This window comes from Rhizorhapis sp., assembly GCF_035276005.1.
Classification (GTDB): domain Bacteria; phylum Pseudomonadota; class Alphaproteobacteria; order Sphingomonadales; family Sphingomonadaceae; genus Rhizorhapis.
This window is the reverse complement of sequence record NZ_DATEMB010000007.1, coordinates 92,150-117,736: the sequence shown is the minus strand read 5'-3', so window position 1 is coordinate 117,736 and position 25,587 is coordinate 92,150. Positions and strand designations below refer to the sequence as shown.

General features: G+C 61.4%; 27 protein-coding genes. 14 read left to right on the top strand and 13 right to left on the bottom strand.

All coding sequences use genetic code 11. The features are described from left to right. Positions 1-62 precede the first annotated feature (62 nt). From VJS46_RS02400 to VJS46_RS02380, 5 genes are all read right to left on the bottom strand, one after another. Positions 63-482 carry a MerR family DNA-binding transcriptional regulator gene (locus VJS46_RS02400; RefSeq protein WP_324057743.1) on the bottom strand — a complete coding sequence of 140 codons (420 nt, stop codon included), beginning with the start codon at positions 480-482 and terminating at the stop codon, positions 63-65. Between the two features lie 31 nt (positions 483-513). Beyond that, positions 514-1,041, bottom strand: coding sequence for a hypothetical protein (locus tag VJS46_RS02395; RefSeq protein ID WP_324057742.1), 528 nt, complete (start codon positions 1,039-1,041; stop codon positions 514-516). Further along, on the bottom strand, positions 1,022-1,393 hold the full coding sequence (hisI, locus tag VJS46_RS02390; protein WP_324057741.1) for a phosphoribosyl-AMP cyclohydrolase: 372 nt from the start codon (positions 1,391-1,393) through the stop codon (positions 1,022-1,024). Before hisI ends, VJS46_RS02395 begins: the two co-directional genes overlap by 20 nt. A 68-nt stretch (positions 1,394-1,461) precedes the next feature. Beyond that, on the bottom strand, positions 1,462-1,839 hold the full coding sequence (locus VJS46_RS02385; RefSeq protein ID WP_324057740.1) for a response regulator: 378 nt from the start codon (positions 1,837-1,839) through the stop codon (positions 1,462-1,464). Further along, positions 1,836-4,661 carry an ATP-binding protein gene (locus VJS46_RS02380; protein WP_324057739.1) on the bottom strand — a complete coding sequence of 942 codons (2,826 nt, stop codon included), beginning with the start codon at positions 4,659-4,661 and terminating at the stop codon, positions 1,836-1,838. The genes VJS46_RS02385 and VJS46_RS02380 overlap by 4 nt, the downstream gene beginning before the upstream one ends. Positions 4,662-4,899: 238 nt before the next feature. On the opposite strand from VJS46_RS02380, the gene VJS46_RS02375 reads away from it, so the two are divergent. From VJS46_RS02375 to VJS46_RS02345, 7 genes are all read left to right on the top strand, one after another. Beyond that, on the top strand, positions 4,900-5,208 hold the full coding sequence (locus VJS46_RS02375; protein WP_324057738.1) for a hypothetical protein: 309 nt from the start codon (positions 4,900-4,902) through the stop codon (positions 5,206-5,208). A gap of 93 nt (positions 5,209-5,301) precedes the next feature. After that, entirely contained in the window at positions 5,302-5,436 is a 135-nt protein-coding gene (rpmH, locus tag VJS46_RS02370; RefSeq protein WP_324057761.1) for a 50S ribosomal protein L34, read from the top strand. Between the two features lie 32 nt (positions 5,437-5,468). Beyond that, on the top strand, positions 5,469-5,918 hold the full coding sequence (rnpA, locus tag VJS46_RS02365) for a ribonuclease P protein component (protein ID WP_414707954.1): 450 nt from the start codon (positions 5,469-5,471) through the stop codon (positions 5,916-5,918). Then, positions 5,915-6,127: a membrane protein insertion efficiency factor YidD gene (yidD, locus tag VJS46_RS02360; protein ID WP_324057737.1), complete on the top strand. Its 213-nt coding sequence runs from the start codon at positions 5,915-5,917 to the stop codon at positions 6,125-6,127. The genes rnpA and yidD overlap by 4 nt, the downstream gene beginning before the upstream one ends. Positions 6,128-6,160: 33 nt before the next feature. After that, positions 6,161-7,852: a membrane protein insertase YidC gene (yidC, locus tag VJS46_RS02355; protein ID WP_324057736.1), complete on the top strand. Its 1,692-nt coding sequence runs from the start codon at positions 6,161-6,163 to the stop codon at positions 7,850-7,852. Positions 7,853-7,979: 127 nt separating this feature from the next. Continuing rightward, a complete protein-coding gene (gene yihA / locus VJS46_RS02350) occupies positions 7,980-8,621 on the top strand; it encodes a ribosome biogenesis GTP-binding protein YihA/YsxC (protein ID WP_324057735.1) in 642 nt (213 codons plus the stop codon). A 184-nt stretch (positions 8,622-8,805) separates the two neighbouring features. Beyond that, entirely contained in the window at positions 8,806-9,468 is a 663-nt protein-coding gene (locus VJS46_RS02345; RefSeq protein WP_324057734.1) for a glutathione S-transferase family protein, read from the top strand. A gap of 156 nt (positions 9,469-9,624) precedes the next feature. Here the strand turns inward: VJS46_RS02345 and VJS46_RS02340 are convergent, their stop codons facing one another. Beyond that, positions 9,625-10,071: a cupin domain-containing protein gene (locus tag VJS46_RS02340; RefSeq protein WP_324057733.1), complete on the bottom strand. Its 447-nt coding sequence runs from the start codon at positions 10,069-10,071 to the stop codon at positions 9,625-9,627. Positions 10,072-10,122: 51 nt separating this feature from the next. On the opposite strand from VJS46_RS02340, the gene dapE reads away from it, so the two are divergent. Continuing rightward, a complete protein-coding gene (gene dapE, locus VJS46_RS02335; protein ID WP_324057732.1) occupies positions 10,123-11,265 on the top strand; it encodes a succinyl-diaminopimelate desuccinylase in 1,143 nt (380 codons plus the stop codon). 86 nt (positions 11,266-11,351) lie between these two features. Here the strand turns inward: dapE and VJS46_RS02330 are convergent, their stop codons facing one another. The 4 genes from VJS46_RS02330 to VJS46_RS02315 all read right to left on the bottom strand — a co-directional run bounded on the left by VJS46_RS02330 (position 11,352) and on the right by VJS46_RS02315 (position 15,593). Then, positions 11,352-13,034, bottom strand: a complete 1,683-nt coding sequence (locus tag VJS46_RS02330) for a putative bifunctional diguanylate cyclase/phosphodiesterase (RefSeq protein ID WP_324057731.1) — start codon at positions 13,032-13,034, stop codon at positions 11,352-11,354. 98 nt (positions 13,035-13,132) lie between these two features. After that, the gene (locus VJS46_RS02325) at positions 13,133-13,690 is read right to left on the bottom strand and encodes a Smr/MutS family protein (protein ID WP_324057730.1); all 558 of its coding nucleotides are present in this window, start codon (positions 13,688-13,690) and stop codon (positions 13,133-13,135) included. Continuing rightward, a complete protein-coding gene (locus VJS46_RS02320) occupies positions 13,665-14,918 on the bottom strand; it encodes a murein transglycosylase A (protein ID WP_324057729.1) in 1,254 nt (417 codons plus the stop codon). The genes VJS46_RS02325 and VJS46_RS02320 overlap by 26 nt, the downstream gene beginning before the upstream one ends. 21 nt (positions 14,919-14,939) lie before the next feature. Next, positions 14,940-15,593: a Tim44/TimA family putative adaptor protein gene (locus tag VJS46_RS02315; RefSeq protein ID WP_324057728.1), complete on the bottom strand. Its 654-nt coding sequence runs from the start codon at positions 15,591-15,593 to the stop codon at positions 14,940-14,942. 178 nt (positions 15,594-15,771) lie between these two features. Between VJS46_RS02315 and secB the strand changes: the two genes are divergently transcribed. The 4 genes from secB (at position 15,772) to VJS46_RS02295 (ending at position 19,825) form a co-directional block, all read left to right on the top strand. Beyond that, on the top strand, positions 15,772-16,281 hold the full coding sequence (gene secB, locus VJS46_RS02310) for a protein-export chaperone SecB (protein WP_324057727.1): 510 nt from the start codon (positions 15,772-15,774) through the stop codon (positions 16,279-16,281). 132 nt (positions 16,282-16,413) lie between these two features. After that, a complete protein-coding gene (murJ, locus tag VJS46_RS02305; protein WP_324057726.1) occupies positions 16,414-18,003 on the top strand; it encodes a murein biosynthesis integral membrane protein MurJ in 1,590 nt (529 codons plus the stop codon). A gap of 2 nt (positions 18,004-18,005) precedes the next feature. Next, complete coding sequence (trpS, locus tag VJS46_RS02300; RefSeq protein WP_324057725.1) at positions 18,006-19,010, top strand: tryptophan--tRNA ligase; 1,005 nt, start codon at positions 18,006-18,008, stop codon at positions 19,008-19,010. Between the two features lie 170 nt (positions 19,011-19,180). Further along, a complete protein-coding gene (locus tag VJS46_RS02295; protein ID WP_324057724.1) occupies positions 19,181-19,825 on the top strand; it encodes a DUF4136 domain-containing protein in 645 nt (214 codons plus the stop codon). Positions 19,826-20,114: 289 nt separating this feature from the next. Here the strand turns inward: VJS46_RS02295 and dnaA are convergent, their stop codons facing one another. From dnaA to mutM, 3 genes are all read right to left on the bottom strand, one after another. Then, complete coding sequence (dnaA, locus tag VJS46_RS02290) at positions 20,115-21,536, bottom strand: chromosomal replication initiator protein DnaA (RefSeq protein ID WP_414707953.1); 1,422 nt, start codon at positions 21,534-21,536, stop codon at positions 20,115-20,117. 423 nt (positions 21,537-21,959) lie between these two features. Further along, a complete protein-coding gene (gene rpsT, locus VJS46_RS02285) occupies positions 21,960-22,223 on the bottom strand; it encodes a 30S ribosomal protein S20 (RefSeq protein WP_324057722.1) in 264 nt (87 codons plus the stop codon). Between the two features lie 102 nt (positions 22,224-22,325). Then, positions 22,326-23,138, bottom strand: a complete 813-nt coding sequence (mutM, locus tag VJS46_RS02280; RefSeq protein ID WP_324057721.1) for a bifunctional DNA-formamidopyrimidine glycosylase/DNA-(apurinic or apyrimidinic site) lyase — start codon at positions 23,136-23,138, stop codon at positions 22,326-22,328. A 56-nt stretch (positions 23,139-23,194) separates the two neighbouring features. On the opposite strand from mutM, the gene VJS46_RS02275 reads away from it, so the two are divergent. Together VJS46_RS02275 and ubiB are read left to right on the top strand one after the other, a co-directional pair. Then, positions 23,195-23,926: a class I SAM-dependent methyltransferase gene (locus VJS46_RS02275; protein WP_324057720.1), complete on the top strand. Its 732-nt coding sequence runs from the start codon at positions 23,195-23,197 to the stop codon at positions 23,924-23,926. A 4-nt stretch (positions 23,927-23,930) separates the two neighbouring features. Next, positions 23,931-25,466, top strand: a complete 1,536-nt coding sequence (gene ubiB, locus VJS46_RS02270; RefSeq protein WP_324057719.1) for a 2-polyprenylphenol 6-hydroxylase — start codon at positions 23,931-23,933, stop codon at positions 25,464-25,466. Positions 25,467-25,587: the final 121 nt, after the last annotated feature.

The following is a 25,587-nucleotide window of genomic DNA, read 5'->3' as shown; positions in this document are numbered from 1 at the left end:
CTCCGGCCGTTCTCTGTTGACCCAATCCAGGCATTGGGACTGACGCGTCGGGGGAAATGGTCTCAGATATTTCCCTCAAGCGTCGCCACAAAGCGCGAAAGCTCTTCAATAGCCTCGTCGATATCCTTTTTCTGGCGGGTCAACAGGTCTACGCGCGCCAGGCATTTGGCGACCGTCACCCGCTTCTGCTCAGCGCGGCCGTCATTGCGGTCGTAAAGGTCGACCATTTCGCGAATATCCGCCAGGCTGAACCCGACGCGTTTGCCCCTTAATATCCAGGCAAGGCGGGCGCGGTCCCGCCGGGAATAGATGCGGGCAAGCCCCCGCCGCTCCGGCGCAATCAGCCCTTCATCTTCATAAAAGCGCAGGGCGCGCGGCGTAACCTTGAACTCGTCGCAAAGCTCGGAAATGCTGTAGCTCTCCTTGCCCTCAAGGTCAGGTAATTCAATACCGGCAATGGGCCTTTTCGATACACTATGCATATCCTCGGGGTAAATGACGTTTACGTTTACGTCAAGACGGACGCCGGCACATGGGTTCTCCATCCAGCCCCCGGACAGATTCCGCCACTCCGCTGCTCGAAGACACCCGGGGCACCGATACCCCGGCAAAGGAAGCGCGCTCGGTACATAATTTATCGCATTCCAGGTCGACCGCCCCGGCCAACGCCACCCGGTCCCCTTCATATTGCGCCACAATGATGCATCGCGAAGGCTTGTCGAAACGCAGCACAAGCAACTGGCCCGCCCGCTTCGCCCGCCCTCGACCCATGCACCGGGACTTACCGCCCGACATGGCCAAGGCACCGAAGCGGTACTCCCGGTCCCCATCGGGAATCATGCAGAGCATGTCCGCCCCACCTTCATGACGGCGCAGGAAAAGACCCGAAGGATCGACCTTGGAGGCATCGTCGATCGCGCCGCTGGCAATGGCGGCTTGTTCAAGATCGGGACTGTCATCAACGGGCGGATTGGAAGGCGATTGCCCGCCGCAAGCCGTCAGCAACAGGATGAGGGCAAGGCTAATCCGCGTCCGGGACATATTCCAGCCCGTCACCGGTCACCCGCCGGTAAAAGCAACTGGTTCGCCCGGTATGGCAAGCGGGGCCCACCGGTTCCGCTTTCACCCAAAGAGCGTCCTGGTCACAATCGATGCGCATCTCCACGACATGCAGGAAATTCCCGGATGTCTCGCCCTTTTTCCAAAGGCTCTGGCGGCTGCGGGACCAGAAATGGGCAATGCCGGTACCGCGCGTCAGCGCCAGCGCCTCCGCATTCATATGCGCCACCATCAGGAGATCACCCGACGCGGCGTCAGTCACGACTGCCGTGATCAGCCCAAGGGCATCAAATTTGGGGTCCAGCACTGCCCCATTTTCGCGAACGTCCGTCATATGCCCTCTCTATAGGGAGAGGACGCATGATTTACAAAATTTTCGGACGTCAGGGACCAGGGGGCAACCTATCCCGTCCTTACATGAAGAAGGGCGTTCACCAGCGTCGCCTCCACATAGGGTTTGGACAATACCATATGTTCAGGGTAGCGATCCTCCAGGCCCGATGGCCCATATCCGGTGGCGAACAGGAACGGCACGTCATGGGCGGCGAGAGCCTCGGCCACGGGATAAACCCGCTCTCCGCCCAGATTGACGTCCAATATGGCGGCATCGACCTTCTGCGCGACCCTTTCCACCTGGTCGAGCGCCTGCCCTACCGTCCCCGCCAGGCTGACCACCTCGCAGCCAAGGTCCTCAAGCATCTGTTCCAGCAGCATTGCCACCAGCGCCTCGTCCTCCACGACGAACAGGCGCAGCCCGCGCAAGGGTTCGTACATTGTCATAGCGGTGATACCTTGTGCGATGCGGGAAGGCGGACCACGCCCTTGAAGCCGTCCGGGTCGTAACGCAAATCCACTTCTCCATCCAATTCGCGGGTCAATCCCTGTTCGACGAGCCGGGTGCCGAAACCGCGGCGCGCCGGGGGCGTCACTAAGGGACCGCCCTGTTCATTCCAGAATAGCTCCACAACGGGCGTACTGGCTGACCGGTCGACCGTCCAGCAAACGTCCAGCCGCCCTTCCGCGACCGAAAGCGCGCCATATTTGGCGGCATTGGTGGCAAGCTCATGGAACGCCATGTTAAGCGTCACGGCGGCGTTGGGGCTCAGCATCACCTGCGGCCCGCCGAAAATGATGCGCGGCGCACCGTCGCTGGCGGAAAGCGCATAGGGCGAAAGCGTCCGCCCGATGACATCGGCGAGGGAGGCGCCTTCCCAGGATGCTTCGGTCAGCAGATCATGCGCCCCGGCAAGCGCCGTGATCCGGCCTTCGAACAGTTCGCTGAACTGTTCGGGGGACGCTGCGCTCCTGCGCGTCTGCATGGCGATTGACTGCACGGTGGAAAGCGTATTCTTCACCCGGTGATTGAGTTCGTCCAGCAACAGCCGCTGTCTCTCCTCCACCCATTTGCGTTCAGTGATGTCCATGTAAACAGCCGTGGCCTCGGTAGCCCTGCCATTGCCATCGCGCTCTATGTGGAAGCGCGCGGCCAGCCAATGGATGGAGCCATCGGGCCAGATCACCCGATGTTCCGCCTCCAGATATTCAGTGTCCCCTATCAGCGTCCTGGCCCTGATATTCTCCATCGTGGCCCGGTCGTCCGGATGATAGGCGCTACGGATGTCGTCCAGCGTCATCTGCTGGTCGCCGGACTGACCAAAGAGCATGGCAAAGCCAGGCGTGTGCATGATCGTGTCGGCGCTGAGGTCAAAAATGACCTCGCCCATCCGCGCCGTTTCCATCGCCAGACGCAGCTTCGCTTCGGCACGGGCGGTTTCCAATTCCCTTTCCTTGAGCGCAGCCTCCCGGCGCATCTTGCCCAGGCGAAGCGCCGCGTCGATCCGCGCCAGCAACTCGCGCGCACCGAAGGGCTTCACGACATATTCGTCCGCGCCCGCTTCGAGCCCTTCGATCCGCGCCTCAGGTCCCGCACGGGCGGACAGCAGCATCACGGGCAAGGTTTCGGTGGCCGGATCGGCCCGCAAGGCCCGCAACAGGCCGAAACCGTCCAAAGCGCCCGGCATCATCACGTCCGATAGGATCAGATCCGGGTGCGGCCGTTCCTTGAGCGCAGCAAAGACCGCGTCCACATCAGGCACAGCATGCACCTCATAACCGGCCCCGATCAGAATCCGTCCCACATAGGCCCGCATGTCCGCATTATCGTCGGCCAAAAGGACTCGCCGTCCCGCTCCGGCCCCATCCACCTCCGGCATGTCGGCAAGCGGAGCGTCATGACTGGCCGGTAGCCAGTGCTCGGCCTCCCGCGCAAAACCGACCGCCCGGACGTCCTTTGACGAAGCAAGCGGCTCGCCATCCGCAACATCCTCTGCAGCCGCTCGCCGAAGCGGAATGGTCACAACAAAGCTGGTGCCTTGCCCCGGCTGGCTTTCGGCCGTGATCTGCCCATCATGAAGCCGAACCAGCTCGCGCACGAGCGAAAGGCCGATACCGCTTCCTTCATGGCTGCGGCCGCCCTGGCCCTTGACCCTGTGAAAGCGTTCGAAGACGAGCGGCAGCTCTTCAGCCGGAATTCCGACGCCGCTGTCACGGACCGTCAGCTTGGCCATGCCGCCCGCCTGGCGCAGGGAAATCGCTATCTCCCCCTCCAGCGTGAACTTGAAGGCGTTGGAGATAAGGTTGAGGACGATCTTCTCCCACATCTCCCGATCTACCGGCACCGGATCATCAATGGCGCAGTCGATTTTCAGCGCAATGCCGGCCTCGGAACAGGCGGAGTCGAAATGACTTGCAAGCTCCATGGTCAGAGCGGCGAGGTCCGTCTTTTCGAACCTTGCCTTTACACGTCCTTCCTCGAGGCGTGAAAAATCGAGCAGGGCGTTGACGAGCTTCTGCAGGCGAAGCGCATTGCGCTGAACCCCCTCCAGCAACGGCCGGTCCTCCGTGGACAGGGGGCGGCTCAGCATTTCCTCCAGCGGCCCCAGCATCAGCGTCAAGGGTGTGCGGAACTCATGCGACACATTGGCGAAAAACTCGGTCTTCAGCAGGTCCAGATTTTCCAATCGCGCGTTCGCCTCCACCAATTGCTCCGACATTGTTTTCAACTGGCGATTGGCTTCCTTGAGCTCTGCGCCGCTCCGCCTGACTTCAGCCTCTATGCTGTCCCGTTCCCTGATGCCGCGGCTGCGGCCCACCACCGCCGGACCAAGCCCGTCGCGGGACAGGATGAATTCCGTAACATCCTCGACGCGGTGGAGAATGTGGCTGATGCGGCCATCAGCGCCCTTTATGGGGGTGTTGATGGGGCTCCAGTAGCGCACTTCGAAACGGCCCGAGCCGTCGCGCAGGGGAATATCATATTTCTGCACGCCCATGGCGTCCGCAACGCCGTCGCGAAGAACACGGTCGAGCGAGATTCGAAGCTCGCCCGGGCCATCTTCGCTTCTGTCGCCGGGATTTTCGGGAAAGACTTCAAAAAGACCCCGGCCGATCATGGCCGCACGCTCGGTGCCCGTCGCTGCAAGATAGGCCCGGTTCACGTCGGCAATGGAATATTGAGGCGGATCGGCATTGAGCAACAGATAAGGACCGGGTGCCGCGTCGAATATGGCCTGGAAATCTATCTCGGGATCCGAACGGGCCATGGCTCTACATCTGCCCCGCAAAGGGCGATGCAATGAGGTCCAACCTCTGATTCGGCATTGCGTGCACTCCCCTGCTCCGGGCATGTGCGACCAATATTTTCATTGACTTAAGCCTAACCCATATCCTCATTCCTTGCAATGCGGGCTAACTTGTTTCGCTTGAGAGTCTAAACGGAAACTGGATCATTCCGGCGGAAATTGCCTTGCCTCCGGCGCCGCCCCTACCCAAATTCCACAGATGGCAATGGTTAATGGAACCCGGAATGGTGCGCGCAGGGAAAAGCTGCGGCTGTTCCTCTTGTTGCTTGGCATGATGCTGATCCTGCTTGCGCCCGTGGTGGGCGTCCTGCCCGGCCCCGGCGGAGTGATTCTGCTTGCCGCCGGACTCGCCCTCACCCTGAAGAACAGCAATTGGGCGAAGCGTGCTTATGTCCGCTTCAAGCAGCGCTTTCCAAAATATGGCCGCTGGGCCGATTGGAGCCTGCGCCGGAGAAGCTATTTCCGGCGTCTGAGGAGAAAAGAAGAAGCTGAGGAAGCCAATGATTGACTCAAGGGCCAGTTTTGCCTATCGGCGCTCCATCTGAGGCCGCCCGGCTGTGGCGGCCCTTTTCATTATGCTATTTGATTTGAGGAATGAGCGATGAAGCGCACCTATCAGCCGAGCAAACTCGTGCGCAAGCGGCGTCACGGCTTCCGGTCCCGCATGGCGACCCCGGGCGGCCGGAAGGTTCTGCGCGCCCGCCGCGCACGCGGCCGCAAGTCGCTGAGCGCCTGAGCCAGCCGAAAGACGCGCGCCCCATCCTGACGATCGGCAAGCGCGCGGACTTCCTGGCCGCCAACAAGGGTCAGCGCGTGGCCATGCCCGGCTTTGTGCTGTTGGTCCATGACCGCCTGGATGGCGACGCGGCCAAGCGCATTGGCATTACCGTTACGAAGAAGATTGGCGGCGCTGTCGTCCGGAACCGGATGAAGCGCCGTTTTCGTGCGCTTGCGCGGGAATTGCTGCCGGAACTCGGCAAATCCGGCGCCGATCATGTGCTGATCGGCCGGGCGGGCGGCGTTGAACGGGATTTCGGCCTGCTACGGGCGGAAATGGTGAAGGCGCTGCGGAAAACGTCCAGGCCCGTTGGGGCTGAGCCCGTCCAAGCCGCCCCCTTCGAGAAGAAGAGAAGCCCTTCTGCAACTTCAGGGCAAACCGTTGAGAAGAGCACAGGCGCCGGAGCTTCGCAGGCGCATGAAGGGCGCGGGGAAAAATGATCGCGCGCCTGTTCATCCTCATCGCCCGCTTCTGGCAACTGGGCCCATCCCGCATCCTGCCTCCTTCCTGCCGCTATGCGCCGAGCTGTTCCGAATATGCCATAGAGGCGCTTTACAAATATGGTGCGCTAAGGGGTGGCTGGCTGGCGATCAAAAGGCTAATGCGGTGCCATCCTTGGGGCGGTTCGGGCTACGACCCGGTTCCCTGAACAACGAAATCCAATAAGATTTGGGAGTTTTACGTGGACGACAAGCGCAACATCATCCTGGCGGTCGTGCTGACGGCATTGATCCTGTTTGGATGGCCCTATGTCGCCGAGAAAATCTATCCCACGCCCAAGCAGCCGTCCAAACAAGAGCAGCAGGCCAGCCCGGTCAGCGACGGCGGACCGGCGGCGGAAGCGCCCAAGGCCATTCGTCCGCTCAAACGAGCCCTTGCGGAAGCGCCTCGCGTCGGGATCGAAACGCCAAAGCTGGCGGGATCGATCAACCTGAAGGGAGCGAGGATCGATGACATCGTCCTCCACACCTACAAGCAAACGATAGAGAAGGACTCGCCCGACGTTCGCCTGTTCGCCCCCAGCGGCACCAAGGATGCCTATTTCGGCGGCTTTGGCTGGAGCGGGGATGGCGTCAAACTCCCTGACACCAATACGGTCTGGACTGCCAGCGGCGAAAAGCTCACCCCCACCTCGCCGGTGACACTTAGCTGGAACAATGGGCAGGGACAGCTTTTTGAAATCAAGCTGTCCGTCGACAATGACTATATGTTCACCGCCACCCAGAAGGTGAGCAACAGCGGCAAGGGAACGGTCGGTATCCGCCCCTATGGCTATATCAGCCACAAGGGCGTGTCGGAGGATCCGACAAGCTGGACCATCCACACCGGACCCATCGGGGTATTCGACGGCAAGGCCAATTATGATGTCGACTTCACCGATCTCGACGAAGAAGGCGACTCTGCCTTCACCAGCACCGGCGGCTGGATCGGCTTCACCGACAAATATTGGCTCTCCGCGCTGGTGCCCGACCAGAAAGCCGCCGTCCATGCCAAGTTCCGCAAGGGCGGCGACAATGTCTACCAGGCGGATTTCAGTCTGAACCCAAGCCTGGTGGCTCCCGGCCAGGCGGCGAGCCAAACCTCCCGCCTGTTCGTTGGCGCCAAGGAAACGCCTGTACTGGAGCGCTATCAGGACCAGGGCGTCACCCTGTTCGATCGTGCGATCGACTGGGGCTGGTTCTACTGGTTCGAAAAACCGATCTTTTTCCTGCTCCACTGGCTGTTCCAGGCGATTGGCAATTTTGGTGTGGCGATCATCTGCCTGACCTTCATTGTGCGCTTGCTGATGTTCCCCATTGCCCAGAAGCAATTTGCCTCCATGGCGGCAATGCGGGCAGTCCAGCCGAAGATGAAAGCGCTGCAGGAGAAGTACAAGGACGACAAGCCAAAGCTTCAGCAGGAAATGATGGAGCTGTACCGGCGTGAAAAGGTCAATCCGCTGGCCGGATGTCTTCCGATGTTCCTGCAGATCCCGATCTTCTTTGCGCTCTACAAGGTGCTGATGCTGGCCATCGAGATGCGGCACCAGCCGTTCGTGCTGTGGATCAAGGACCTTTCCGCGCCCGATCCGCTGCACATCCTCAATCTTTTTGGTCTGCTGGATTTCAATCCGCCCGCCTTCCTCGGCATCGGCGTGCTCGCGCTGCTGCTGGGCATCACCATGTGGCTGCAGTTCAAGCTCAATCCCGCGCAGATGGACCCGACGCAGCAGCAGATCTTCATGATCATGCCCTGGATGATGATGTTCATCATGGCGCCCTTTGCCGCAGGCCTGCTGGTCTACTGGATCACCTCCAACCTCCTCACCATCGCGCAGCAGAAATGGCTTTACAGCCGCCACCCTGCCCTGCGTGAGCCGGTGAAGGCGGAGTGATTACGGCTGCACGCTATTTTGTCGTCATCCCCGCGAAAGCGGAGACCCACCTCACCTCTACCCCCAACGTCGGGGCGAGAGCATAGATGGGTTCCCGCTTTCGCGGGAATGACGATAAGGAATTGATATGACCGAACAACTGGACCAAGACCCCATCGAAACCGCGCGAAAGATCTTCGCCGGGCCGATCGCGTTTCTGAAATCCGCGCCGGACCTTAAATTCCTGCCTGACCCCGTCGTGAAAGAGGTGGCTTTTGCCGGCCGCTCCAACGTCGGCAAAAGCTCCCTCCTGAACGCGCTTACCGGCCGCAATGGCCTCGCGCGCACGTCGAACACGCCGGGACGGACGCAGGAGCTCAACTTCTTCGACGTGGGCGAGCCGCTGCTGTTCCGGCTGGTGGACATGCCCGGCTACGGCTTTGCCCGTGCGCCCAAGGACATTGTCCGCAAATGGCGCTACCTGGTGAACGACTATCTGCGGGGACGGCAGGTGCTGAAGCGGACGCTGCTCCTGATCGACAGCCGCCACGGCGTCAAGGACGTCGACCGGGACATCATGAAGATGCTGGACGATGCGGCGGTCAGCTACCGCATCGTCATGACCAAGGCGGACAAGGTGAAGGCGAGCGACCTTGCCGCCACCTGCGAAGGGGTGACAGCGGAAATCCGCAAGCGCCCCGCCGCGCATCCCGACATCGTGGTGACCTCCAGCGAGAAGGGCATGGGGATTCCCGAGCTTCGCGCTGCCGTCATTGACGCGCTGGATTAGCGCACACCCTCTTGCCCTCCATCGTCATTCCCGCGTAGGCGGGAATCCATCTCCCGGAATTGCATCCAGCGAAAGTTCTGGAGATGGATCCCCGCCTTCAGCCGCAGGCTGAAGTTTATCCTGAGCGCCTGCCTTGCAGGCAGTCGAAGGGCGGGGGATAACGACCACTAGGGAAGCAACGGGAATGAAACTCTTCATCGGAAACAAGGCCTATTCAAGCTGGTCACTACGCGGCTGGCTGGCATGCAAGCAATCCGGCCTGCCGTTCGAGGAGGTGGTCGTTCCGCTTTACGACCAGGAATGGGAAATGCGGCGGCAGGGGGACGAATTCGCGCCCTCGTCCGGCAAGGTGCCGATCCTCTGGGACGGCGAAACGGTGGTGTGGGACAGCCTGGCCATTGTCGAATATTTGAACGACAAGACCGGCAACACCCGCTTCTGGCCGGAAGGGGAAGCGCCGCGGGGCATGGCGCGGTCGATGGCGGCGGAAATGCATTCGAGCTTCACCGCGCTCCGCCGCGAGCACAGCATGAACATCCGCCAGATCTATCCGCCGCATCAGCCCTCGCCAGAGGTGATGCAGGACATCGAGCGCATCATGCAGCTCTGGGCAGAGGCGCGGGCGCGATTCGGCGGCGCTGGCGATTTCCTGTTCGGCGAATTCAGCGCGGCGGACATCATGTTCGCACCGGTGGTGACGCGCTTCATCACTTATTCCCTGCCCGTCGCCCGCTTTGCCCAACCCTATATGCAGGCGGTCATCAGCCATCCCTTCATGCAGGAATGGATCGGCGGCGCGCAGGCGGAAGACTGGGTGATCGAGCGGTTCGAGCAGCCGGTGGGGTGATGAACGGGTAGTGGGTCTTTGCGATATTCATTATTCGTCATCCCAGCGAAGGCTGGGATCTCCCAAATCCTGGTTTTACGCTACTGATGGAGATCCCAGCCTTCGCTGGGATGACGTGTTCCGCTTTGGGTTATCCCCCCTTCCTCTCGAGCCACCTCAAAAACCGGCGCCATCCTTCCGCCGTTTATCCCCGCCGCCATATTCGTGCATGTCAATGTCGGGATAATGGCAAGGCCCATTGACCGACTGCCCGACAGCAATGAAAACACAATCGGCAGCGCTTTCGTTGACAAGGCAATGACCGTTGGCCACAGCCTTTGGAAAAACGGCAATGTCGCCCGCGCGCAGGATGGTGCGGCCTTCGTTTTCCACCAGCACCACCTCTCCTGACAGCATGATGACCATTTCATCCTCATCCTCATGCCAGTGCCGCTGCGCCGACCATGCGCCGGGTTTCAACACCACATGGCTCGCCCCGAAATCGGCAAAGCCAGCGGCAGGGGAAAGCCGACGATACCAGCGCCCCTGCACCTCTGCGGCATATTGCGGCGGATAGCCGGTGGCGTTGGTCTGCGGAATGGAGTCGAGGTCGAGCTTCGGCATCGAAAACATCTCCTGCTGGCCAAAAGCGCGCCGCTGCGCTAACCGGCGCGGATGGACAATATCCGTTCCTTCTTGACCGATCCGGTCGCGCTTGCAAGCCGGCTGATCGCCTGCCCCTCCGTCACACCCGCCACCGGGACGGTGTTCGAGGTGCTGGAGGAAATGCTGGTGGCGCTCGGCTTCGATGTCGAGCGTTTCCTAAGCGGCGAGGCTCCGGACGGGCCGGTCGAGAATCTTCTTGCTATCCGCAGCCATGGCGAAGGACCGCATTTCGCCTTTGCCGGGCACCTTGATGTAGTGCCGCCAGGCAATGGCTGGTCCACCGATCCCTTTGAACCGGTGCAGAAAGGCGACCTGCTTTACGGCCGTGGCGCGGTCGACATGAAGGGAAGCATCGCGAGCTTCGTTGCGGCAGTCGCCCAGACGAGTGCCCTACCCGGCACGATCAGCCTCATCATCACTGGCGATGAGGAAGGGGCGGCCGTTCATGGCACGCTCGCGCTCATGGATCGCATGGCCGAAAGGGGCATTGCGCCAGACCTGTGCCTCGTGGGCGAGCCAACCTCGGTCAATCGACTTGGCGACATGATGAAGATCGGCCGCCGCGGTTCGGTCAACATGTGGATCAGCGTGAAGGGTATGCAGGGGCATGTCGCCTACCCCCATCTCGCCAGCAATCCCATCAGTCCGCTGGTCCGTATTCTTGCCGCCATCGAAGCCATTGAACTCGACCAGGGAACCGAATGGTTTCAACCCAGCAATATCGAGATTACTGATCTGGAAGTCGGCAATCCCGCCACCAACGTCATCCCGGCGGAGGCAAAGGCGCGGATCAGCATCCGGTTCAACGACCAGCATACAGGGGCTCAATTGGTCGACCGCATTCGCGCGATCGTTAAAGCCGAGGGCGGCGAATTGCTCGCAAAGATCAGCGGCGAACCCTTTCTGACCCCGCCCGGCGACTTTTCCGCCATGATCGCTACAGCGATCCGCGACGCCACCGGGACCGAAGCGGAACTGTCCACCAGCGGCGGCACCTCCGATGCGCGTTTCCTTTCAAGGCTTTGCCCCGTGGTAGAATTCGGCCTCTGCAATGCGACGATGCACAAGCTCGATGAGGCGGTCGCCGTGCAGGACCTGGAAACGCTGACTCTGATTTACGCGAATGTGTTGCAACGGGTTTTGAGCGGCTGACACTGATTTCACATTCACCCAGAGGCCCGTCGTCCCTGCGCAGGAACGACGACCGACCTGTACAAATCCGCCTTCGCGGGATCGTATTATCCTACCCCCACCATTTCGGCCGCGCCCCAGGCGCCGCTGAAACGATGGAGATAATCCGACTCCGCTTCAGGCATTGAGAATAAATAGCCCTGAAAGATGGAACAGCCGATGATGCGGAGCATGTCCATCTGTTCCTTCCTCTCGATCCCTTCCACCACAACCTCCAGGCCAAGGCCCTGGATAAGGCCGATCACGGCGCTGCATATCGTCCGCGCCTCGGGGGAGATGACAATGTCGCGCACCAGGCTGCGGTCGATCTTCACCCGATCGACCGGTAGGTCCTTGAGGCGGGAAAGGTTCGAAAAGCCCGTTCCAAAATCATCAATGACGATCTTGATGCCCTCGCGGCGCAACATGCGCACCTGCATCAGGACGCGCGCGTCCATGTCCATGGCAAGCGTTTCTGTGATCTCCAGTTCCAGTTGGCCTGGCGCTACGCCATGCCGCTCCATGGCATTGCGCAGACGCGCGAAAAAGTCGGGCTGGGCCAGCTCACGGGTGCTGACATTGATGGCAAGACGCTGTTCTATGCCCCGGCGCACCCAGCTTGCGGCAGTGGCGCATACCTTGTCCATGACCCAATCGCCAAGTTCCACGATGACGCCGGTTTCCTCCGCCAATGGAACAAACGCTCCGGGAAGCATGATGTCCCGGTCCGGGTGCTTCCACCGCACCAGCGCTTCGGCCGCGATGATCCGGCCAGTGGTGATATCCAACTGCGGTTGGAACTGGAGCAGGAATTCGTCGCGTTCGAGACCGATGCGCAGGTCACGCTCCAGTTCGGCACGGCCAGCCATCATGTTCGCCAGTTCGTCATTGAAGAACTGAACGCGCCCGCGCCCATTGTCCTTCGCATGATACATGGCCATGTCCGCCGAGCGGAGGAGCGCATGGAGGTTGTCGCCATGCTGCGGATAGAAGGCAACGCCGATAGACGCGCCCAGATCGACTTGCTGCCCTCCTATATCGAACCGCTCGCCCAGGGCATATTGTACGGCACGGGCGATGCGCGGGGCCGTTTCGGTTGCTGGAAGCTGCGGGAAGAACAGGGTGAATTCGTCGCCCGCCAGCCGTCCCACGACTGCATCGCCACTGCCTGCGCCGACCTCTATCATCACCACTTCCCGCAAGCGCCCCGCTACGCGCGAAAGCAGTTGGTCCCCCGCCGCATGGCCCAGCGTGTCGTTGACCGACTTGAACCCGTCCAGATCGATGAAGAACAGGGCGGCCCGCCTATCCGGCGTCAACTCGGCAAGCAGACGTTCCACCTGGCGGCAAAAGCTTGTCCTGTTGGGCAGCGATGTGACCGGGTCGAACATCGCGAGCATCTGGACATTATCAAGGTTGGTGCGAACCTGGCTGAACAGGCTTTCCATGGCGACTGAAAGCTCCGGCAGGTCCTGCTTGACCGATTGGGGCACCTTGGCCCCCAAGTCCCCATGGGCGGCGGCCGTCAGCCGTTCTGTTGCCAGGTCCACCGACGCGGCAATGCCCGAAACCGTGCGCATTGCCGAAGCCCAGCACATGACACCGCACAAAATGGCGAGGATGAGGGCGCGGCTGATGCCCTGAACATCGTCATGGCCGCCCGTGCCCGCCAGGAGGGCGAGGATGAAAGCCACGGCGCCCGCACCTGCGGCAAAGGCGACGGCTCGGCTTTTCAAAGATACGCCTTCCATTGGCCCCCACATGCACAGGTCGTGTTCAAAGCAACACGTCGTCGCGGACCAGTTATGAATGGCAGTGGTTAAGAAAGTCTCTGCGTGAGTAAGTATTCTTACCTATTTTTGCGACGTAATATAATATAAAGCGCGCCTGCCCCGCCATGGCGTGGATGAGCGTTGCGAATACTGGCAATATTGGCGGCGTAAGCGCTACGATCCAGCCAATGACCGATTTCCGCACGTATGGCCCCCCGGCCCGGACGATCTTGCTGCGGATGGTCCTCGCGGGATTTTCCTGTAATAACAAGCAGCACGCGTGCACCGCGTGCCACTGCTTCAGCCAAAAAACGCTCGAGTCTTTGATGGGCAGCCGCAAGGCTGTTGCCATGCAGGTCGATTGACAGTTCCGGGGCGAGCTGCCCGCGAGTAATGCGCCTTTCCCAACCGCTGTCGAGAACGTCGGAGGGCGTCCGCCGCTGCTGAGCCCGCTGCACTGCGGCCGGCGGGGTTGTTAAGGATGCCGGAGGCGGCACGAAGGGCGCTGCCGGCGTCTTGCCACCATCCTGCGCCTGCTCCAGTTGCTTGACCGGAAGCCGCTTGAGCGGACGAACGGACCGGGCAAGCTGGTTCCAGGCAGCCCGCTCCTCAGGGCTGAGACTGCGTCGCGGCATTGTTCTGCATCAATCGCGCATAGCTTCCCTTGGGAAGCAGCAGGAGGGCGCTCCCCCGTGCCGACATGCCGCCCGCAATGGCCCGCGCTTCAGGGCCAGCGCCCCAGAATGTGTCGATCCGATTGGCACCCTTGATCGCTCCGCCAGTATCCTGGGCGACCCAAAGGCCATTGGGCTCCGCCCGGTCAAGCGCCAGATAGACCGGCGCTCCCAAGGGCACGAATTTGGGATCGGCAGCGGCGCTCACGCCGCCAACCACCGGCAGCGCCATTGCGCCCAGCGGGCCCGCCCCATTGATCTCGCGGAAGAAGACGAAACTCTTGTTTTCCTGCATGATCGCCCTTCCTTCTTCGGGATGGGCGCGCAAATAATCCATGATCCCCTGCATGCTGCTCTGGCCAGGACCCAATAATCCCCGGTCCCGCATCAGCTTGCCGATACCCACATAATCGCGGCCATTCTGGCTGTCATAGCCGATCCGCATGACCGATCCGTCGGGCAGGCGAAGGCGGCCGCTGCCCTGAACCTGAAGGAAGAAGAATTCGACCGGATCGGCCGCCCAGGCCAGTTCCAAGCCGCGTCCGGCAAGGGCGCCAGCCTCAATCGCGGCCCGGTCCTCAAAGGGAACGAAATTGCTGCCTTGAACCTTTCCCCGGATTTTCTTGCCCTTCAGACTTTCGCTGAAGAGCCCCAGGTCGACGTCCACCAGGTCGGGCGGACGGCGGTAGATTGGGGTTTGGTAGCCGGCACGCCTTTGCCGCGAGCCCAAAATCTCCGGCTCGAAATATCCCGTGGCATGTGCTGCCCCGTCCCCGACCTGCACGGTTTCGAAATGGCTGCTGAAGAAAGCGGCGGCGTCATTGTCATTCCATCCGGCCGCCGCCGAACAAGCGACCTGCCAGTCAGCGCCACTGGTAAGGCCGCTCTGGTCCGTGCGGCGGACAAGGGATGGACAGGATGTCCTGAACGCCTGCAGTGCCAGCCGCGTCTTTTCGGGCTCCAGCGTCAATGAACTGACCGGCGGACCCTGGACCACGCCCAAACCTCTGGCGGTCGCGGTTTCCGCGGAGGGAGCCGCTGGCGGCAACCTCTCCCCCGGTTTGGCAGGAACGGGCTTGGCGGCGGGAGGCTCAGCGGTCCGGGGCGGGCCGCCGCGGGGAACAACGCCCGCGCAGGCCGCGAGCAGCAAGGCAAGGGAAAAGCCAGCGGCAAAACGGATCGAATTCACGCTGCAAGCCTCCCTGGCAGATCAAGCCGCTTCGTCGGTCTCGGTCAACTTCCAGTTAGGATCGCTGCTCTTCACATCGCGGCTGAAGGTCCAGACGTCATGCGTGGGGACCGCATCCGTCATGGAGCCAGCGACGACATTTCCGTCCCTGTCGCGCGTCACCGCCGCAATGTCAGCATCGAAGCGCAGGGTGATGCTAGCGACAGAGCCGCTGATGGTGGCGTCGGAAATCTGTACCCGGTCAATGCGGATCAAACGGTTTTCCAGACTATGGCCTTCCGCTTCCCGTGCCTCGATGGCCTGCACGAAAGAACCGTAAACCTCATTGTCGCACAGATAGGCGAGTTCTTCCCTGTCGCCCTTCCAAAAGGCTTCAAGGATCATTCGGTAGGCGGATTTGGCCCCTTCCGCGAACTGGTTCACGTCAAAGCGGCGGTCCGCATTGATGATCGCGCGAATGCCGTTTTCGGCGGAGGGCGCAATAAGACCCTCGGGCGAGCGCACGGGCTCAGGCCGCATCTCTTCCACGCGCTTGGGCGTCAGCACCGGCATGGGTGCGCGATCTTCGGCCTGAGGGGCGGGCTGCTGCTCATGCCCGGTTCGCTTGCCGAGCACCGAATAGAGGCGCAAGCCAAGAAAAGCCGCCACCATGGCCAGAATGACGATGACTGTCACTACAAACTCCGAATATTCCAGCGATCAACATAGGGATGATTCGCTGCGGTTTCAAATCCCGTTAGCGCAGATTAGCTGTTTATTGCCGCATTGCCCTTCCCTCTGCTGCCTGCTAATCGCCCGGATCAAGGCGGGCCCAGGGGTCCCTCGATATCATTCAGTTTCTGAAGGACGGGTAATGGCAGAACAAGAAGGCGGGATGGACAATTCGGAAACGCTGGCCAACGGCGCAGACAATCTGCCGCAAATTGGCCTCATTTCCCAATATGTGAAGGACCTTTCCTTTGAAAATCCCAATGCGCCCGCCGTCTATCAATGGCAGGCCCAGCCGCAGATCGACGTGCAGTTCAACATCGGCGCCAATCAGGTGGGTGAGGAAGTGCATGAAGTGCTTCTGAAGCTCGACGTAAAGGCAACGGCAAGCGAAGGCGTCGCCTTCCAGGTCGAGCTTTCCTATGCGGGACTATTCGGCCTCCGCAATGTCGCGGCCGAACAGGTCCAGCCGTTCCTTTATGCCGAAGCGCCCCGCCTGCTCTTTCCCTTCGCGCGCCGGGTGCTCGCCGATGCCATCCGCGATGGCGGCTTCCCGCCGCTGCTGCTGGAGCCGATCGATTTCGGCGCGCTCTATATGCAGCAGGCCCAGGCCGCAGCCCAGGCACAGCAGGACGGCACCGTCGGCCACGCCTGATCTTCGCGAGGCTTATTGGTCTATGCATTCCCTCCCTTTCGTTCGCGCTGAGCCTGTCGAATCCCCTTCCTTTCGCGAAGGAACGAGAGGCCTTCGACGGGCTCGGGACGAACGGATCAAGGGGGCGATGCTGTGAGCCTGCTCAGGGCCACAGGGACCATCGGCGGCCTGACGCTGATCAGCCGCATCCTTGGCATGGTCCGGGACATGCTGATGGCTCGATTCGTGGGCGCGGGTTTTGCATCGGACGCTTTCCTGATCGCCTGGAGATTGCCGAACCTTTTCCGCGCTCTTTTTGCCGAGGGCGCGTTTGCCGCCGTGTTCGTTCCGATGTTCAATCGGACGATGGCGCAAGCGGACAAGGACGCCCCTGGATCAGGCAAGGACGCGGCCGTGGCTTTTGCGGGGCAGGTCCTTTCGGTCCTTTTACCCATTTTGCTCATCTTCACGCTCATCATGATGGCGGCGACCGGCCCGGTGGTCTGGGCCATGACCGGCGGGTTCCCAGATGGAGGCCCAGCCAAGTTCGCGCTCGCCAAGCATCTGACGCAGATCACCTTTCCCTATCTCGCGCTGATCTCGCTGGTTTCGCTGCTCGGCGGCATATTGAACTCGTTGAACCGCTTCTGGGTGAATGCGGCAGCGCCGATCCTGCTTAACATCTGCATGATCGTGGCGATTCTTTTCTTCAGGGGAGAGAGCCAGGTCGACACGGCCGAGACCCAAGCCATCGCGGTCACCGTATCGGGCCTCCTGCAACTGCTCTGGCTGATCTGGTCCTGCCGCCAGGCCGGGGTTGTCCTTCGGCTCGGGCTGCCGCGCCTGTCCCCCGACGTCAAGAAGCTGTTGAAGCTCATCGGCCCCGCCGCGCTGGGCGCAGGCGCCATCCAGTTCAACCTGCTGGTTTCCACATCCCTGGCCGCGCGTTTCCTGCCTCAGGGTGCGGTGTCCTATCTTTATTATGCCGACCGGCTGAACCAATTGCCCCTGGGCCTTATCGGCATTGGCGTGGGCACCGCCATGCTGCCTGCCCTCTCCCGCCAGATCGGGTCGGGCAATGAAGCGGCGGCAGGCAATACGCAGAACCGGGCGATGGAACTGGCCCTCTTCCTCTCGCTCCCGGCGGCGGTCGCGCTGTTCGTGTCCGCCGTGCCGATCATCCGCGGCGTGTTGCAGCATGGCGCCTTCACCGCCGCCGATACTATCGGCAGCGCTAGTGCTCTTGCAGCCTTCGCTATCGGCGTCCCCGCCTATGTACTGATCAAGGTGCTGACGCCCGGCTTTTACGCCCGGCAGGACACGAAGACGCCTGTGCGGATCGCGGTGTTTTCCATGCTCTTCAACCTTGGCGGCAATCTCATCCTCATCTGGCCCTTCGGCCATGTTGGCGTCGCGATCTCGACCGCGATTGCCGCATGGATCAATGTCGCCATGCTGTACTGGACTTTGCACCGGCGGGAGCAGTTGCAGATGGACGAACGCTTCAAGGGAAAGGCTGTGCGCATCATCTTCGCCAGTCTCGTCATGTCGGCATTGCTCTGGCTGCTTAATCCCTGGCTCGATCCCTATATGGCCAAGAGCCTCCTTGAGCGAGTGGTGGCGCTTGGCCTGCTTTGCGGCCTCGGCGCCCTGACCTATGGGCTTGCGGCGCTCGCCCTTGGCGCTTACAGCATCGCCGAACTCAAGTCCCAGATCTCCCGTCCCAGCACAGCGAGCCAATAACAATGCGTGTCCTTTCCGGCATCCAGCCGACCGGCAATCTTCATCTCGGCAATTATCTGGGGGCAATCCGCAACTGGGTGCGGATGCAGGATGAAATGGACGCGGGCAGCCAATGCTTCTTCTTCCTGGCCGACCTTCACAGCATCACCGTGCATGAAACGCGGGAGCAGCGCATCCGCAACGTCCGCGAAATGGCGGCGGCACTGATCGCTTCGGGGATTGATCCCGAACGTTCGGTCCTTTTCAATCAGGCGCGTGTCCCCGCGCATTCGGAGCTCACCTGGCTGCTCAACGGCACCGCCCGCATGGGCTGGCTGAACCGCATGACGCAGTTCAAGGACAAGGCTGGCAAGCACCGTGAGGGCGCCAGCGTCGGCCTGTTCGTCTATCCGGTGCTCCAGGCGGCCGACGTGCTGCTCTATCAAGCAACGCATGTGCCAGTGGGCGAGGACCAGAAACAGCATCTGGAACTCGCACGTGACATCGCGATCAAGTTCAACACGGATTTCGGCGTGGATCTCTTCACCCTGCCCAATCCGATCATCCCCAAGGAAACCGCGCGGATCATGTCCCTGCGCGACGGCAAAGCGAAGATGTCCAAATCGGACCCCTCGGATATGAGCCGAATCAACCTGATCGACGATGACGACATGATCATGCAGAAGATCCGCAAGGCGAAAACCGATCCGGAACCGCTGCCTGACAATATGCAGGCGCTGGAGGACCGTCCCGAGGCCGCCAATCTGGTCGGCATCTACGCCGCGCTTGCCGGCATGAGCGCCGACGCTGTATGCCTTGAGTTCGCTGGCAAGGGCTTCGGAGCCTTCAAACCAGCCTTGGCCGATCTTCTGATTGCCGCGCTCCGACCCATCCGGGAACGGTTTGAAGGGTTGAAAGCCGACAGCGCGGAACTGGATGGCATTTTGGAGCGCGGGGCCGAAAAGGCCCGCGCGGCGGCCGCCCCGACCCTCGCAGGTGCTTATGAAGCCTTGGGGCTGATGGCTTAGGTTCGGCCAAAGGATAAACCGTCGTCTCTGTGAAGCCAGGGACCCGCTTTCCCAACCCGCCGACACTCCGCCACGCACCATCGCGGTCTGTTCAATATTTGTTCAGTTGCCTTTTCCTATTCTGACGCCCACATTGGAGTCAGGGCTTCGGCCTTGCAGGATTGAGCGCCATGAACTTGTTCAAAAAAATCACCTTGATAGCTGCGCCAGCGGCGGCGTTGCTTGCGCTTTCGGGCTGCGCCACGCCGTTCAAGGCTGATGTCGCGCGCTTTCAGCAGATGCCCGCGCCGCAGGGTCAGAGATTCGCGGTGGTCGCGGACGACCCGGCGTTGAGCGGCGGGCTGGAATTTTCCAGCTATGCCGATCTGGTGGCGAGCGAGCTTGCCCGTTTCGGCTATGTGCCGACCAGGGATCCGGCTTCGGCCGATCTGATCGTGCGCCTTGACTATGGCATTGACAATGGACGGGAAAAGGTCCGGAGCACCGGCTTCTACGATCCGTTTTTCTACCGGCCTTACGGCTTCCATCCCTGGGGCTTTTATGGGCGGCACTATATGTACGGCTTCTATGACCCGTTCATGTTCGGTCCGGGCTATGCCGATATCGACAGCTACACCGTCTATACCAGTGATCTCACCATGAAGATCGACCGGGCGGCGGACGGCAAACGGCTGTTCGAAGGAACGGCAAAGGCGCAGTCGACAAGCAATAAGCTCACTTATCTCGTTCCCAATCTTGTAGAAGCGATGTTCACTAATTTCCCGGGCCAGTCAGGCGAAACGGTTCGCATCACGGTGGCTCCGGAAAAGAAATAAGGCAGGCTCCCAGCTTTGCCAAATTGGACCCGGCGGTTGCCAAGACCGCCGGGTTCCTTTTGTTTGGGGGAAGTGAGCCATGCGGCATATAATTCCGGGATGACCGGATGGGCCTCCAACCGAGCATCATGCTTCACGTCGTCCCTGCGCAGGCAGGGATGACGGGGAAATGTCAAAAAAACCTATGGCCCGCCCGCAGCGCCGAGCATCCGGACAAAAAAACATCCCTTCCCCGCAGGGGAAGGGATCATTGGCGGAACCTCGCCCAAAACAGGCTGTTACCCTATCCTCAAGCCTCCAGTTGCTTCTGAAGTGCCCTGATGTCTGCGTCGATATCGGCATCATGCGCCCGAAGGGCCTCTATCGTACGCACCGCATGAATGACTGTGCTATGGTCGCGCCCTCCGAAAACCCGGCCGATTTCGGGCAGGGAACGGGGGGTCATCTTCTTAGCGAGATACATGGCGATCTGGCGCGGCCGGGCGACGGCGCGCGCGCGGCGCTTCGAGCGCATTTCCGACGGATCGATATGAAAATGCCGCGCCGTAGCTTTCTGGATTTCGTCGACCGTGATGCGCCGGGCATTGGCACGGACGAAATCGGCCAGCATGGTCTGCGCAAATTCCAGGTCGATCTGCCGCCCGGTCAGTGAGGCATAAGCGACCAGCTTGTTGAATGCGCCTTCCAGCTCGCGAATATTGGTGCGGACGTTGCGGGCCAGGAAATCGACCACCGCGACCGGCACATCGGTATCCCGGGCCTCCGACCTTTTGCGCTCGACGATGGCGAGCCGCAGGTCCAGATCAGCCGCATGAATGTCCGCGACAAGCCCGCCAGCCAGCCTGGAGAGGATACGCGGATCGACCGCATCCAGCATATGCGGCGCACGGTCGGCGGTGATCACCAGCCGGGCGCCGCCTTCAACGATCTCATTGATGGTGTGCAGAAACTCTTCCTGCGTCGATCCCTTGCCGGCGATGAACTGGATGTCATCGATCAGCAGCAGTTCGGCGCTGCGCAGCCTTGCCTTGAAGGCCATCGTTTCATTGGCCCGCATGGCCGTGACGAACTCATACATGAACTTTTCGGCGGACATGTAGATGATCGTCGCGCCGGGATGAGCCTCTTGATAGGCACCGCCCAAGGCATGGAGCAGGTGAGTCTTGCCCTGCCCGGTTCCGCCATGCAGGAACAGCGGATTGAACCGGGGACGTTCCGGCGACGCCATTGCCTGCGCCGCGTGAAAGGCCAGGCGGTTCGATTCTCCGGTAACGAAGCTGTCAAAGCAGTAGCGCGGCTGAAAGCTGTTCGCTGCAGGCTCGGGTGTCAGCACCACCACCGGAACGGGAGCGCCCAAAGGAGCCGAATAAGCCTGCAAGGCAACGCTATCGGGGCCGCGCATGACCCGCACGCCATCAACGCCCAGATTGGCGCTGCGCCAGGCCAGCCGCAGCCGGTCCTGGAAATTCGCCGCGACAAAATTGGCGGAAAAATCCGAAGGAAGCCAAATCTCCAATGTCCGGCTCAGGTCGCAATATTCCCCCAAGCGAGCCGAGCGCAGCCATTGATCAAAGAGCTTGCTGCCCAGGTCACGCCGAAGTCCGGCGCGAATCCGTTCCCAAGCGAGACCCAGCGCAGAGGACTCCTCCCCGTGCGGCGTACAGCCGTTGCCGGCTGAAAGGCCCGCAATATTAGCCAGCTTTTCCGACATGTTCGTGCCAAACCCCAAGTCCAATGCCCCCCACACGGCCTGTTTCCAGTCCAGCGAAAACCCAGGTTACACTCTATCCAACCCGAGCGCACAAACGCGTTCGAGTGACCACCACAAGTGCCTTGCAAAATACCCCGGATCGATTCGTTCCGGCCTGGGAGTCGGGTTTAGGACGCCTCAAAAGAGTCGATCAAGGGAGGGAGCATTCAAAAAATTGAAATATTCTGATTGACTCAGGAAAGCCGGGACATAGCAGCGCCAAACCATTTAACTGACTGAAAATACAGAAAAATCTTCGTCAAGAAACATGCTGCACCGCATCGAATCGCCGGAATTCCTTATGTTACAACGGCGTTACGATCGCATGACAAGAGCCCGGCGGAGGTCCCTCCACCGGGCTTGCAATGTGACTTCTGTTCAGGATCAGCCGAGGGCGGCGACGGCCTTGGTCAGGCGGCTGAACTTGCGCGAGGCGGTATTCTTATGCACGACACCCTTGGCGACACCGCGGGCGAGTTCCGGCTGCACCTGCGCCATGGCGACGGTCGCAGCTTCCTTGTCGCCAGCGGCGATGGCGGCCTCAGCCTTCTTCACATAGGTGCGGATGCGGCTGATGCGGTTGCCATTGATCGCTGCCCGGCGCGCATTGCGGCGGATACGTTTTTTTGCCTGCGGCGTATTTGCCATGCCTGTCCTCGAAACAAGAATTCAAGAAAAAAGGCGCAGGAATCGCTCCCGCGACTTTAGAAGGGCCGCCCATTACCGCGAAGCCATGCCAACGTCAACCGATCAACGCTGGCATTTCGGGCAGAAAAAGGTCGATCTGCCGCTGTCCACTCTCCGGCGGATGATCGAGCCGCAATGGCATAACTCCCCCTCCCGGCCATAAACGCGCCATTGCTTAGAGAAATAGCCCAGCTCGCCGTCCGGCCGCGCATAGTCGCGCAAGGTCGACCCGCCCGCCAGAATGGCAGCAGAGAGGACCTCCTTCACCGCCGCCGCCAGCCGGTCGAGACGCGCCGCCCCAATCTTGCCGCTCGCCCGCGTGGGCGCGATCCCAGCCATGTTGAGCGCTTCGCACACATATATATTGCCGAGCCCCGCCACGATGCGCTGGTCCAGCAAGGCCGCCTTGATGGGAGCGGCCTTCCCCGCCAGCACCCCGGCAAAATAGCCGCCGTCGAATCCGGCGCTGAGCGGCTCGGGCCCCAGCCGTGTAAAGGGCTCGAAGCTTTCCCATTCCTCCGTCCGCACAAGGTCCAGCGATCCAAAGCGCCGCGGATCATTGAGCGCCAGAATATGGCCGGCCCCGGTCTCCAGAATCAGATGGTCATGCGCCCCGATGCTGGCAGGGTCGATCCGCCAGCGGCCCGACATGCCCAGATGAAAGATCAGCGTATCTCCGCGATCGACGGAGATCATGCCATATTTGGCGCGCCGCGAGAGCCCGGTGACTCGCGCCCCCGTCAGCCGTTGCCGCAGATCAGGAGGAATGGGCCAGCGCAGGTCCGCCCGGCGCGGCTCCACCAATATAAGCACCTGCCCCTCCAGCACGGGGCGGAGACCGGCGACGGTCGTTTCCACTTCAGGCAACTCAGGCATGACTTTGCGCTTATCAGGCTTTGCGCGCACGACAAGACTGGCTAGAGGGAAACGCCATGAGCGAAACAGTATCCTTCGGTTATACAGACGTGGATGCGTCGGAAAAGACCGGCATGGTCCGCGGCGTCTTCAGCAATGTGGCGGCAAAATATGACCTGATGAACGATGCCATGTCGGGCGGCCTGCATCGCGTGTGGAAGGATATGTTCGTCCGCCGCGTAAAGCCGCGCCAGGGCGAGAAGATCCTCGACATGGCCGGGGGCACTGGCGACATCGCCTTCCGCCTCCATCGCGCGGGCGCCGCGGTCACGGTTGCCGACATCAATCCGGAAATGCTTGCCGTCGGCATGGAAAGAGCCAGGAAACGCGGGCTGACGGGCCTCGTCTGGGCCGAGGAGAATGCCGAGACGCTGAGCTTCCCCGACCGGCAATTCGACGCCTACACCATTGCCTTCGGCATCCGCAACGTGACGCAGATCCAGCGGGCACTGGAAGAGGCGCACAGGGTATTGAGATATGGCGGCCGCTTCTTCTGCCTGGAATTTTCGACAACCCTTTGGCCCGGTTTTGCAGACATCTACGATGCCTATTCCCACCGCCTGGTGCCCAAGCTCGGCAAGCTGCTCGCCAAGGATGAGGACAGCTATCGTTATCTGATCGAATCGATCCGCCGCTTTCCTGACATGCCCAGCTTTGAGGGCATGATCCGCCAGGCGGGCTTTGTACGCACGCGCGTGGAGCCGATGCTCGGCGGGCTGGTAGCGATACATAGCGGTTGGAAGATCTGACCGCGTGACCACCAATGTCACTCATCTGTGGCGCCTGCTGAAATGGGGCCGCACGCTCGCCCGGCACGGCGCACTGCGCGGGATCGAGAAGGATCCGCTCACGCCTGCCCCCGTGCGCCGTCTGGCGCGGCTGGCACGCTTTGGCGCCCGCATACCGAAGCAGCCGCAATATGCCGAGGCATTCCAGGCCATTGGCCCTGCCGCCATCAAGCTCGGGCAGACCCTCGCCACGCGCCCTGACCTGGTTGGCCTGGAGGCAGCCGAAAACCTGCTTTCATTGCAGGACGCTCTGCCGCCTGTCCCTTTCCCGCTGATCCGGGAGCAGATCGAACAGAGCTTTGGCCAGCCGGTGGAACGGCTCTATGCTTCATTCGAGGAACTGCCGGTCGGCGCTGCGTCGATTGCGCAAGTCCATCGCGCCACCACGCCAGATGGCCGTAAGGTCGCCGTAAAGGTGCTGCGGCCCGGCATCGCGCAGCAGTTCAGCCGCGACATCGAAACCTATGAATGGGCCGCTGCGCATCTGGAGCTGCTGGGCGGCGAAGTCTCCCGCCTGCGCCCCCGGCAGGTGATCGCCAATCTGAAGCGCTGGACCATGCGCGAGCTGGACCTGCGCCGCGAGGCCGCCTCCGCCTCAGAACTCGCTGAGGCCATGGTGGCCGAGCCCGGTTATATCGTACCCGCCATCGATTGGGACAGGACGGCGGGCCGCGTCCTCACACTGCAATGGGTGGACGGGATCAAGATTTCGGACCGCGAAGCGCTGGTCGCCGCCGGACATGATGTGAAGGCCATCTCCTCCCGGCTGGTCAATGCCTTCCTGCGGCAAGCGATTTCAGAGGGCTTCTTCCACGCCGACATGCATCAGGGGAACCTTTTCGTTACCCCTGAAGGACATATCGCCGCCATCGATTTCGGCATCATGGGCCGCATCGACCGCCGCGCCCGCGTGTGGCTTGCCGAAATCCTCTACGGCCTGCTCACCGGCAATTACCGCCGCGTGGCCGAAATCCATTTCGAGGCGCAATATGTGCCCGCCCATCATGATGTGGAGGAATTCGCCACGGCCCTCCGCGCCGTGGGCGAACCGATGCGCGGAAAGCCGGTGAAGGACCTGTCCGTCGGCCAGATGCTCGACGGCCTTTTCGCCATCACGCGCGATTTCGACATGCAGACCCAGCCGCACCTGCTGCTGCTGCAAAAAACGATGGTCATGGTGGAGGGCGTCGCCAACAGCCTCGATCCCGACATTAATATGTGGGAAACCGCCGGTCCCTTCGTGCGGGAATGGATCAGGAGCGAGCTTGGCCCCGAAGCCGCGCTCGCCGACAGCCTGATCGAGAATTGGCGCACTTTCCGGCGCCTGCCTGCCCTTATCCGCCGCATCGAGGCGCGCTATCCCGAAGCAGGCGGCGCCCCGCCCCCGCTTCCCCTGCCGGACATACAGATCATCCGCGTGGGTTCGGGCTGGCGATATGCGCTGACCGCAGGCATGGCGCTGATGGCTGGCGCTGCGGGCATGTGGCTGGCGATGCTGTGATCGCCAGTTCCCCTCCCGCCTGCGGGAGGGGTTAGGGGGAGGGCGTGTCACTACGCTTCCCTTACGGGCTCTCCCTCGCCCCCCCGCACGCGTGAAGGGAGAGCTGCAGCCCCTAGCCTTC